The 10,738-nt window shown below is 51.7% G+C and carries 11 protein-coding genes; 2 read left to right on the forward strand and 9 right to left on the reverse strand.

Features of this window, described 5'->3' with window-relative positions; all coding sequences use genetic code 11:
- Positions 1-38: 38 nt before the first annotated feature.
- The 7 genes from fabF to AC4FIC_RS03980 form a co-directional block, all read right to left on the reverse strand.
- Positions 39-1,277: a beta-ketoacyl-ACP synthase II gene (gene fabF, locus AC4FIC_RS03950; RefSeq protein WP_273284084.1), complete on the reverse strand. Its 1,239-nt coding sequence runs from the start codon at positions 1,275-1,277 to the stop codon at positions 39-41.
- A gap of 106 nt (positions 1,278-1,383) precedes the next feature.
- Entirely contained in the window at positions 1,384-1,620 is a 237-nt protein-coding gene (gene acpP / locus AC4FIC_RS03955; RefSeq protein ID WP_100257098.1) for an acyl carrier protein, read from the reverse strand.
- A 102-nt stretch (positions 1,621-1,722) separates the two neighbouring features.
- Positions 1,723-2,466: a 3-oxoacyl-ACP reductase FabG gene (fabG, locus tag AC4FIC_RS03960; protein WP_100257099.1), complete on the reverse strand. Its 744-nt coding sequence runs from the start codon at positions 2,464-2,466 to the stop codon at positions 1,723-1,725.
- Between the two features lie 5 nt (positions 2,467-2,471).
- Positions 2,472-3,398: an ACP S-malonyltransferase gene (fabD, locus tag AC4FIC_RS03965; protein ID WP_100257100.1), complete on the reverse strand. Its 927-nt coding sequence runs from the start codon at positions 3,396-3,398 to the stop codon at positions 2,472-2,474.
- 159 nt (positions 3,399-3,557) lie between these two features.
- The gene (locus tag AC4FIC_RS03970) at positions 3,558-4,562 is read right to left on the reverse strand and encodes a phosphate acyltransferase (protein WP_100257101.1); all 1,005 of its coding nucleotides are present in this window, start codon (positions 4,560-4,562) and stop codon (positions 3,558-3,560) included.
- Positions 4,563-4,570: 8 nt separating this feature from the next.
- Positions 4,571-4,750: a 50S ribosomal protein L32 gene (gene rpmF / locus AC4FIC_RS03975; RefSeq protein ID WP_100257102.1), complete on the reverse strand. Its 180-nt coding sequence runs from the start codon at positions 4,748-4,750 to the stop codon at positions 4,571-4,573.
- Between the two features lie 36 nt (positions 4,751-4,786).
- Positions 4,787-5,302, reverse strand: coding sequence for a YceD family protein (locus AC4FIC_RS03980; protein ID WP_100257103.1), 516 nt, complete (start codon positions 5,300-5,302; stop codon positions 4,787-4,789).
- Positions 5,303-5,397: 95 nt separating this feature from the next.
- On the opposite strand from AC4FIC_RS03980, the gene AC4FIC_RS03985 reads away from it, so the two are divergent.
- Entirely contained in the window at positions 5,398-5,979 is a 582-nt protein-coding gene (locus tag AC4FIC_RS03985) for a Maf family protein (RefSeq protein ID WP_476194748.1), read from the forward strand.
- Between the two features lie 37 nt (positions 5,980-6,016).
- Here the strand turns inward: AC4FIC_RS03985 and AC4FIC_RS03990 are convergent, their stop codons facing one another.
- Both AC4FIC_RS03990 and AC4FIC_RS03995 read right to left on the reverse strand, forming a co-directional pair.
- The gene (locus tag AC4FIC_RS03990; protein WP_287418879.1) at positions 6,017-7,000 is read right to left on the reverse strand and encodes a S49 family peptidase; all 984 of its coding nucleotides are present in this window, start codon (positions 6,998-7,000) and stop codon (positions 6,017-6,019) included.
- Positions 7,001-7,951 (reverse strand): RluA family pseudouridine synthase, encoded by a 951-nt coding sequence (locus tag AC4FIC_RS03995; RefSeq protein ID WP_227003804.1) that lies wholly within the window; start codon positions 7,949-7,951, stop codon positions 7,001-7,003.
- 435 nt (positions 7,952-8,386) lie between these two features.
- Here AC4FIC_RS03995 and rne point away from each other — a divergent pair.
- On the forward strand, positions 8,387-10,738 hold a 2,352-nt coding region (gene rne, locus AC4FIC_RS04000; RefSeq protein ID WP_476194749.1), incomplete at its 3' end, for a ribonuclease E.

Consider the following 10,738-nt stretch of genomic DNA (forward strand, 5'->3'; position numbering starts at 1 on the left):
TCCGGGCTAACAGAGTTCAGAGGTAAGGCACGATAGTATCAAACTTTGCTGAAGATAAGAGAGCCGTTTGTACCGCCAAAACCAAATGAATTGCTGAGCGCATGATTGATCACCATATTACGCGCCGTGTGAGGAACGTAGTCAAGATCACAGGCCGGATCCGGGTTATCCAGGTTAATGGTCGGGGGAGCAACCTGATCTTTGATCGCCAAGATACAGAAAATCGCCTCCACTGCACCGGCAGCGCCGAGCAAGTGGCCAATCATCGATTTGGTCGAGCTGACCACGATTTTGTCCGCATCGCCACCATAGAGACGTTTAACCGCTTGCGATTCAGCCAAATCACCGGCCAGTGTCGAGGTGCCATGGGCATTAATGTAGTTAACGTCTAACGGATTTAAACCGGCATCCCGTAAGGCGTTGTCCATAGCGGCCGCGGCACCAGCGCCATCGGCAGGCGGTGAGGTCATATGATAGGCATCGCCACTCATACCAAAACCGGTTAATTCGGCATATATCTTCGCACCGCGGGCCTTGGCGCTCTCATATTCTTCGAGCACGACCACACCGGCACCATCACCGAGCACGAAACCGTCTCGATCTCGATCCCACGGACGACTGGCGCGCGTTGGATCATCGTTGCGCGTGGATAAGGCCCGCGCCGCGCCGAAACCGCCCATGCCCAACTGGCCGGACGCCATTTCGGCACCGCCTGCTACCATCGCATCGGCATCGCCGTAGGCGATCGTGCGCGCGGCATAACCAATATTGTGTGTGCCCGTGGTGCAGGCAGTTGTAATGGCAATATTTGGGCCTTTAAAACCATACTCGATGGATAGGTTGCCCGAAATCATGTTGATAATGGCAGCGGGGACAAAAAAGGGTGAAATACGGCGTGGGCCACCCTTTTGCAGAGCAAGATGATTCTTCTCGATAGTATCGAGCCCCCCGATGCCTGAACCGATGGCAATGCCAATTCGACCGGCGGTGGCTTCAGTCGCTTCAATACCGGAGTCCTGGATCGCTTCAACAGCGGCCGCATAGCCGTATTGAATAAAACCATCCATCTTTTTGGTATCTTTAGGATTCATATAGTCGGATGGATTGAAATCTTTCACCTGTGCCGCAAATTTGGTGGTGAATTTTTCAGCATCGAACAGCTCGATGCGATTCACGCCGCTTTTTCCGGCCAAAATACCCGCCCACGTTGATGCGACTGAATTCCCTAATGGACTAATACAACCCAGCCCAGTTACCACCACACGTCGTTTTGACATCTTAATTTCTCCAAGACTGCCTTGCTTCTTCATTATGCAGAATAGCACTCAAAAAAAAGCCGTATTGCCCGGAGGTCAATACGGCTCCTATTGTTGACTAAATCGCTTAACCCACGTGGGTGTTTACGTAATCGATCGCGTCCTGAACAGTCTGTAATTTCTCAGATTCTTCATCTGGAATTTCAGTTTCGAATTCTTCTTCCAAAGCCATCACCAAGTTAACCGTATCCAGAGAATCGGCACCCAGATCATCGATAAAAGATGATTTTGCGTTGACGTCTTCTTCTTTAGCGCCTAACTGTTCACAAACTATTTTCTTAACTCGATCTTCGATGCTGCTCATTATAAGAACTCCTAAAAGGTATTTAGCACAGTTATACGTGCTGGCTAGTTTATATAAACGTTATCCTATTGAGCAAGTTAAATGACGACCAACTTGCCAAAATTAACCCATATACATGCCGCCATTGACATGCAAAGTTTCTCCAGTGATGTATGACGCACCATCACTGGCCAAAAACGCAACCGCATGTGCGATTTCATCCGGTGTACCCAGGCGCGCTAACGGCACCTGTTTCAGTAGAGTTTCTTTTACATTTTCCGCCAGATCATGGGTCATGTCGGTTTGAATAAAGCCTGGCGCAACCGAGTTGACGGTAATGTTGCGGCTACCGATTTCACGCGCTAAGGACCGCGTAAAACCCTCCACGCCGGCCTTGGCGGCACAGTAGTTGGCTTGCCCGGCATTACCGGCGGAGGCGACAACCGATGAAATATTGATGATTCGGCCAAAACGGGTGCGCGTCATGGCTTTGATGACCGCCTTACTCATGCGGAACACCGAATTCAGGTTGGTGTCGATCACCGCATTCCATTCAGTCTCTTTCATGCGTAAAAAAAGATTATCCTGGGTAATGCCGGCATTGTTGACTAATACCGCTGGGGCACCGAATTCGGCCTGAATATCGGCCATCACAGCATCGATGGAGGCGCCATCGGTGACGTTCAGACAGTAACCCTTGCCGCTAATGCCCAACTCGGCAAACCGTTGGCTAATTTTTTCCGCGCCACTTTCTGAGGTCGCGGTGCCCAACACAATAAAGCCGTCATGGCCGAGTTTGTCAGCAACCGCCGCGCCGATGCCGCGACTGGCGCCGGTCACAAGGGCAACTTTTTTGGCATCTGTCATAACTATTATCCTAATCGTTTTTGAAACGAAGCTAGATTGCCGATGGCGGTATGAATCACATCGCCGGCAATTCGTTTGTTCAAGCCACTCAAGACCTTACCCGGGCCACATTCGATAATCTCGGTAACCCCAGCGCTGGCCATAAATTGCACCGACTTTGTCCATTGAACCGGCTTATAGAGCTGTTCCAATAGGTTTTTGCGAATTTCGCTAATATCGGTCACGCCGAGCGCAACGCGATTTTGCACAATCGGCGCCGACGGACTGTTAAAGTGGATCGCCTGCAACCGCTGCGCGAGTGTATCAGCCGCTGGTTTCATTAACACGCAATGCGACGGCACACTGACCGACAGGGGTAATACCCGTTTCGCGCCCATAGTCTTTAAAATCACCATGGCCCGTTCAACAGCGGCGGTATTGCCGGCAATTACCACCTGGCCCGGGGTGTTGAAATTAACCGCCGACACGACAGCGCCCTGCTCCGCTGCCAGACACCCGTCGATTACAGCCTGATCGTCCAAGCCCAAAACAGCCGCCATCAAGCCTTCACCAGCCGGAACGGCCAATTGCATAAGCTGGCCGCGCAATTCAACCAGCTTTATGGCATCAGCAAAGCTAACGGCACCGCTGGCAACCAACGCACTATATTCACCCAGGCTGTGCCCTGCAAATAAAATGGGCTTCAAGGGTGACTGTGCCGACCAGAGTCGATATAGCGCTATGCTGGCAGTCAATAGCGCAGGCTGGGTCTTCTCAGTTCGATTTAACTCTTCAATCGGGCCGTTTAGGGCCAGATCGGTAACATCATAGCCCAGCAATTCGGACGCTTCGGCGAACGTATCGCGCACGATTGGGTAGGTTTCCAGCATTTCTGCCAGCATACCGACTTGCTGTGACCCCTGACCTGGAAACACGAATGCGAGTTTATTCATACTGAGATGGATCCTGTTTTTGCCAATAGAGTGGCATTATCCGAGTAATCTCAACGCTTTAAAGGCAAGCCCCGTTGAAACATTTATGAATTCTAGGACATTAAGCGGCCCAGCGCTGACTCAAAAGCCGAGTAATGACCCCGCCGCTTGAAGCTAAGATTAATCCAGAGGCCACTTTTCAACTAATTTGTCCAATTCTCGCCGAATCTTCCCGGTCGAGTCCAGAGCTAGCGCGCTTACCGCGCGTTCGATGGCGCTGGCGAAGGCCCGGTCGTTGGCATTGCCATGACTCTTCACCACGAGCAGGTTACTGCCGGCAACAAGGGCCCCATTGGCCAAGCGTGGATCGAGTTTTTTTAGTACGGTCGTTAATTGTCGTTTTAGCCACCAGGCCAGTAGCGGTTTTAAGAGGCCATGCTCGAGTCGTGCTTTGAGTAAGGCAAAGGTTAGGTCCAGCGCGCCAGCCGAGGCTTTAATAATGGAATTGCCGGTAAATCCGTCGCAGACAATTACATCCGCCTGGCCGCTGAAGATGTCAGACGCCTCAATAAAGCCTCGATAGTCAATATCCGACCAGCCTTGCAAGGTCGCATGCGCTAGGCGCAATGCCTCCGGTCCTTTGTAATACTCAGCGCCAACATTGAGTAGGCTTAGGCGGGGATTGGCCTCGCCGGTAGACGCCAATGCCTTGCCCACGGCGGCATAGGTTAAGAGTTGTTGCTGGTTGGCGGTAAAGGAGGCGCCCAGGTCGAGCATCATCGCCGTGCCCGTCAGAGTCGGCAACCAGGCGGCCAGCACGGGGCGATTCAGGGCCGGATGCAGTGCGCCATATTTGCCGACCAACACCAATAACACGCCGGTATGTTCGGCCGACACCAACGCATCGACCTGCCCATCGCGTAGCGCTTTGAAGGCGGTTTCTATTGAACTAAAGCCGTCACGACGCATCAATTGAGCCGGCTTATGGGCCAGGTCAGAAATGTCATTGGTATCGATCCATTCAATATTGGCGGGGCAGGAATGTTTGAAGGCTTGGCGTGCATTCAGGTTGCCAAATAAGACACCATGATGCTGGGGATTAGCGCGAAAGTAGCGGAAACAGGCAGGGATAAGAATAGAGGGGCCGAAGTCCCCTCCATGTAAATCAATGGCAATGCGAGCCATTAATCTATTTAGTCATCACGACCTGCAACGACCTTGTGGCCTTTGTAGAAGCCATCTGCAGTAACATGGTGACGACGGTGAGTTTCACCGCTGGTGCCATCAACTGTCAGAGTGGGTGCCGAAAGGGCATCATGTGAACGACGCATACCGCGACGTGAACGGGTCACTTTACTTTTTTGAACTGCCATGGCTAAAAGCCTCCTACTAACTGATTTGTTTGAAGATCACTTCAAAACTTTTAAAACATCGAACGGATTAGGAGCTTTTTCAGGAGATCCCTTTGACTCATCCGTCCCAAATTGGGTTTCAATACGACATTCGCTGTCTGGGTGCATTGCGTGCATGGGGAGGCTCAATAATAGCTCTTCCTCCACGATGTCCGCGACATCCAGTAACGCATCTGGAAGCAATAATAACGCATCCAGGTGAGCCGGTAGTGCTTTAGCCATTTCATCGTTATAAACCAGGGTAAGTGTAAAATCACCGTCCAGTTTAGAACCATAAACTTGCAAACACCGTTGGCACTGCAAATTCACAATAGCTGTTACATGACCAAAAATTAGCCGCCGGCCGGATTCGTCACGATCAAATCTCAAACTTACCTGAGCTGATTCGTCGATTCCCGCGGTGGTTTCATCCAGGCGTTTTAACCGTTTCGCACTAATAACACCTTCCAGTAGAGTGAGCTTGTCAGCCAACTGGTAGGGATTCACACGATCTGGTAATTCGAAATTTGACATAGGCGCGGTATCATACTTATGCAAAAATGTAAGTCAAAGGCTTTTTAGAGATCAAAGCTGTAATGAGTGTAAATTGGACCTTATGGAGATAAACAATGAGTCAGCGACTGGTTTTGGCCAGCACCTCGCAATACAAGCGTGCTCAATTGCGACTACTGGGTGTGCCCTTTACCTGCGTCGATCCGGGTGTCCATGAAGATCATGCGCAGTATAGTGGCGATCCGGAGTCTTATGCAATCGACCTTAGCCAGCAAAAAGCCATCGCCAGTGCGAAACGAAACCCAACGGCCTGGGTGCTTGGCTCCGATCAGGTGGCTGTGGCGGCCGATGGCACCCTACTGACCAAAGCCGGCACCCCAGAGAAGGCCGTTGTACAGCTCCAGCAATGCCAGAATCAGACGGCAACTTTTTACAGTGCCGCCTGCCTGCTGCGCGGCGATGTCAGCTACCGTTGGTCGGTTCGTACGCGGGTCACCTTTCGGCAGCTGGATTACGCCGAGATCTGTCGCTACGTCGAGGCAGATCGGCCAGAGCACTGCGCCGGCAGCTTTAAGGTGGAAGCCTTAGGGATAAGCCTGTTTCGTCAAATACAATCAAACGACCCGAGCGCACTGGTCGGTCTGCCCCTGATGACGTTGGCCGAGCACCTGCGGCAGGCCGGCTTTCAGGTGCCCTAGGCCGGCCCGCTACTTGAATTGAGGCGGGCTGGGCGCCTCAATTGAGCGTAACGCCCTGACTGACGCCGAGCTTGACCAGTGCCTGAGCTAAACTGACACCCAGGTTGCGAGCGAAGGCCTCGAGTGGCGAGGGTCGCAGCGAAAAGTCCACCGTCTGCGGATAGCCCAGCTCGCGCGCCAGTTCGGCGGTTGATTTAAGGCCGTCAATCAAGCCCAATTCCAAAGCCTGACTGCCGGTCCAGAACAACCCACTGAACAACTTGGGACTGTCGACCAAACGATCACCGCGACCGAGCTTAACATCCCGAATAAATTGCTCATGAACATCATTGAGCAGGATTTCAAAGAGTGCCTGTTCGTCCGGATTCAGCACCGAAAAGGGGTCTAAAAAGGCCTTATGGTCACCCGAGGTGAATTGCCGACGCTCGATACCCACCTTGTCCATCAGATCCTGATAGCCAAAACCGGCCGCCGTTACCCCGATAGATCCGACGATACTGGCACCGCTGGCATAAATTTCCTGGGTCGCAGCGGCAATATAATAAGCGCCACTGGCCCCGGAATCGACGATGACCGAATAGATCGGTACGTGCTCATTGAGCGCCCGTTGACGTTGAATTTCATTAAAAATATAGGCCGACTGCACCGGGCTGCCGCCCGGGCTGTTGATGCGGAGGATTACCGCTTTGGTGTCTGGGTGTTGCAGTGCCGCGCTTAGGCTGCCGATAACGGCATCTGCGCCAGCTAATTCGCCACTGGCGATGGTTCCCTCTATATCGATCACGGCAACATGGCCACCGGTTTTGCCAATACTGGTTGAGCCAGCGCTATTGGTGATAAAAAGCACCAGAACAGCCAGGATATAGATAAAGGTCAGTAACTTAAAAAAGATACCCCAGCGGCGGCTGCGGCGCAGCTCGATAGTATTCGCCATCACGACGCGTTCGATTAAGCGCCATTCTTTCTTGTCACCCTCAACAGGACCTAGGGCATCTGAGTTATTTGACCCGTATCCAAACATTTATGACTCCTTAGCAGTTAAACCGGTTAACAAAGACTGAAGCCGGGGATCGAGTTCGGCATTGATGGTCAGTTCTGTGCGCTCGATCGGGTGCGGTAGGCGTATCTGTACCGCGTGCAAAAACAATCTCTTTAAGCCTAGACCATGGGCGATGGCCTGGGTGGCTGCATCTTGATACTTGTCGTCACCCAGAATGGGGCATCCGGCATATTGACAATGCACACGAATTTGATGCGTTCTGCCGGTGACCGGCTGAGCCTCAACCCAAGCACAGTCTGCAAACTGCTTTAACAGTCTGAATCGAGTTAAGGATGGCTTGCCATCCTTATGGACTGATACGCGTCTTTCACCGGTTTGGCTTTCTTCATGGCGTAACAGAGGCGCATCAACGCTGTTAATATCGCTTGGCCAGATGCCGCTGACCAGGCACCAATAGGTTTTCTGCAGGTTCTTTTTTAGTCGAAATTCATCCTGCATTAGCACCAGGCTTTTACGCTTCTTGGCGATCAATAAGATGCCCGAGGTGTCTCGATCGATGCGATGGACCAATTCGAGGAACTTCTCCTCCGGTCGGTCGGCACGCAAGGCTTCGATCAGGCCCAGCTTTAAGCCCGAACCGCCATGCACTGCCAGGCCGCTCGGCTTATTGATGGCGAGCATTAGCTCATCTTCATAGACCACAGCAGCTTTGAGATCTTGGCGTAGCTTCTGGCCCGGCTCAACCGTTGCCACGGCCTTTATCGCATCGGAAACGGGCGGAATACGCACCATATCGCCTTCGTTTAATTTGGTGTCGGGCTTGGCCCGCTTGCCATTAATGCGCACCTCACCCTTACGAATCAAGCGATAGACGCGACTCTTAGGAACGTTATTTAGGACGTAGGTGAGGAAGTTGTCCAGACGCTGATCGACGCGATCTTCTTCAATTTCGATAAATTGAACTTTTGACACACAAAATCCTTTATATAGGATGAAAACAACGATGATAACAGCTCGCATAGCATTGAAGCAGCCCTACTTTACTGCTATATTTAAAAGTGCTTGGTATATTAAGTCTGCCACCCAGAGATCACACAGGTGCCCAGGCTTAAGTGCTCAACGTAAACATTTATATTGGTTGGGCAGCAAGAACAGTTTGAAACAGATTTAGTGATGCACCCATAAGGCAGAAAATATTCCTTTTCCATGTGAATATTTCTAAATAGAGCTGGTATCTCCGTTAGACTCTTACCTAAATGATGTCTCGCTTGGACAAAACATCGCCGGTTTTTGCGCGCGTTTAATAACGTTATTTGTATCTTGTTAGTCGATTCCTATCGATGTTTGCCTCTGTGCTCCTGTTTTGCTGCTCTGAAATGTATATAAAAATCAGAGTGTTAGATCTTAATGAAAAGAATGTTAATTAACGCCACTCAAGCCGAAGAGCTTAGAGTCGCCCTGGTCGATGGCCAGCAACTGTACGATCTCGACATAGAAGCCGGTTTTCGCGAGCAAAAGAAAGCCAACATCTATAAGGGACGTATCACCCGCATTGAACCCAGCCTTGAAGCCGCCTTTGTTGAATTTGGCGCTGAACGGCATGGTTTCCTCCCGCTGAAAGAAATCGCTAAAGAGTATTTTATCGATTCCAATATGTCTTCGCGTTCCAGCATCAAGGAACTGATCAAAGAAGGCACCGAAGTTATCGTCCAGGTCGACAAAGAAGAACGTGGTAATAAGGGTGCTGCCCTGACGACTATGGTCAGCTTAGCCGGTCGTTACCTAGTGCTGATGCCCAATAACGCTCGAGCCGGTGGTATTTCACGCCGTATCGAGGGTGATGAGCGTGCACAAATCCGCGAAGCGCTCCAGGGTGTCGTCATTCCCAATGGTATGGGTATCATAGTCCGCACCGCGGGCATCGGTCGCTCGACCGAAGAGCTACAGTGGGATTTAGATTACTTGCTGCAATTGTGGACCTCCATTACCGCCGCATCTGTTACCCGCCCTGCACCCTTCCTGATCCTGCAAGAAAGCAACGTGATCTTACGTGCGATTCGGGATTACCTGCGACAGGATATCGATACCGTACTGATCGACACTAAGGATGCGTATAACTACGCACTCGATTTCGTGCAAAAAGTGATGCCCGGTTATCAGAATAAGATCAAGCTGTATGAAGATACGGTACCGTTGTTCAATCGCTATCAAATTGAAACGCAAATCGAGACCGCATTTCAACGCGAAGTTAAATTGCCCAGCGGCGGTTCTATTGTTATTGATCCGACCGAAGCCTTGGTTTCGATCGACATCAACTCCAGCCGCGCGACCAAGGGTGGCGACATAGAAGAGACGGCCTTCAATACCAATATGGAAGCTGCCGAAGAAATTGCCCGCCAATTGCGCCTGCGCGATATGGGTGGTTTGATTGTGATCGATTTTATCGATATGAATCAGGCCAAGCACCAGCGTGAAGTAGAGTCCCGCATGAAAGATTCCACGGACTCTGATCGTGCTCGTGTCCAGATCGGGCGTTTGTCCCGTTTTGGCTTGTTGGAAATGTCCCGTCAGCGTTTGCGCCCATCACTTGGAGAGACCAGCGGCATTGTATGTCCTCGCTGTAACGGCCACGGAACCATTCGCGACGTCAAATCCCTTTCTTTGGCTATCCTTCGTCTGATCGAAGAAGAGTCATTGAAAGAGCGTACAGCGCAGATTCGCACTATTGTGCCATTATCGGTTGCGACCTATCTGTTGAATGAAAAACGTGATGCCATAACGGATATCGAAAAACGCCACAAGGTCCATGTCCTGGTCGTGCCGAATCCAAATATGGAAACACCGCACTATGAAGTAGTGCGCATGCGCGATGACGACGAGACCTTGGTCACGGACGAGCCGAGCTACGCCATCAAGTTTGACGAGCCACCGCTTGAAACCGAAGTGGTCCTCGAAGCAATGGTTAAGCCACAAGAAGCGGCCATTACCTCGATACAGGCTTCTCGAACGGCAGCACCGATTCCAGAATCCACCGCAGAAGCTAAGCCAAAAGCCCCTGCTGCCAAGGTTGCCGCTGGACCGTCAGTTGCGGCGAAGATTGGCAAGTGGTTCAGTGGCATCTTCAAGTCTGAAGAAAAGCCTGTCGTGCCTACGTTTAAAGCGACCAAACCGGCGACGAGCAACTCCAGAAATGGTCGAGATCGTGATCGTGATCGATCTAAAAACTCGAACAATCGTAATCGCAATTCGCGCAATCAGAACAGCGATCGCAAGCCGAATCCTGCGCGAACCGAAGTACGCGCCGACGTCCAAGAATCCAAAAAGGTTGAAGAGCAGGTCGCAGTCGCCCTGGCGAAACCCGAAACGGAAACAGACAACGAGCCGGGCACTGATGCTGAGCCACGTCGCACTACCGTGCGTCGTCCGAGCCGAGACGCCCAAAGCGGTCGCGTGATCGTCGATGAGATCGGACAAAATCGTCAAACCCGCGGTGACAGCAAGAATGCCGCCAAACGAGTGCGACCTGAAAAGCCGACCGAAATCGTCTCTGAGATTGATTTCGACCTAGTCGGTAAGAAGCCGGTCGACGCAGCTGCCGCTGACGCAACAGAACAGGCGGTTACCAATGCAGTAGCGGGCACGCCAGAAGTATCGGTATCCGCAGAGCCGATTACTGTTGAGACCCGCGCTGAGGTAACGGCCGTCGCAGAGGTTGCTGTAGCCGCTGCCGTTGAGCCCGAAGCAGAGGTTGAAATAGCC

The sequence above is a fragment of the Reinekea sp. genome, assembly GCF_982785585.1.

Coding starts and splice junctions, on each gene's coding strand:
- AC4FIC_RS03990 (WP_287418879.1), bottom strand. CDS start 7,000: ATGTTTGGATACGGGTCAAATAACTCAGATGCCCTAGGTCCTGTTGAG.
- fabD (WP_100257100.1), bottom strand. CDS start 3,398: ATGAATAAACTCGCATTCGTGTTTCCAGGTCAGGGGTCACAGCAAGTC.
- AC4FIC_RS03970 (WP_100257101.1), bottom strand. CDS start 4,562: ATGGCTCGCATTGCCATTGATTTACATGGAGGGGACTTCGGCCCCTCT.
- acpP (WP_100257098.1), bottom strand. CDS start 1,620: ATGAGCAGCATCGAAGATCGAGTTAAGAAAATAGTTTGTGAACAGTTA.
- rpmF (WP_100257102.1), bottom strand. CDS start 4,750: ATGGCAGTTCAAAAAAGTAAAGTGACCCGTTCACGTCGCGGTATGCGT.
- AC4FIC_RS03980 (WP_100257103.1), bottom strand. CDS start 5,302: ATGTCAAATTTCGAATTACCAGATCGTGTGAATCCCTACCAGTTGGCT.
- fabG (WP_100257099.1), bottom strand. CDS start 2,466: ATGACAGATGCCAAAAAAGTTGCCCTTGTGACCGGCGCCAGTCGCGGC.
- AC4FIC_RS03985 (WP_476194748.1), top strand. CDS start 5,398: ATGAGTCAGCGACTGGTTTTGGCCAGCACCTCGCAATACAAGCGTGCT.
- fabF (WP_273284084.1), bottom strand. CDS start 1,277: ATGTCAAAACGACGTGTGGTGGTAACTGGGCTGGGTTGTATTAGTCCA.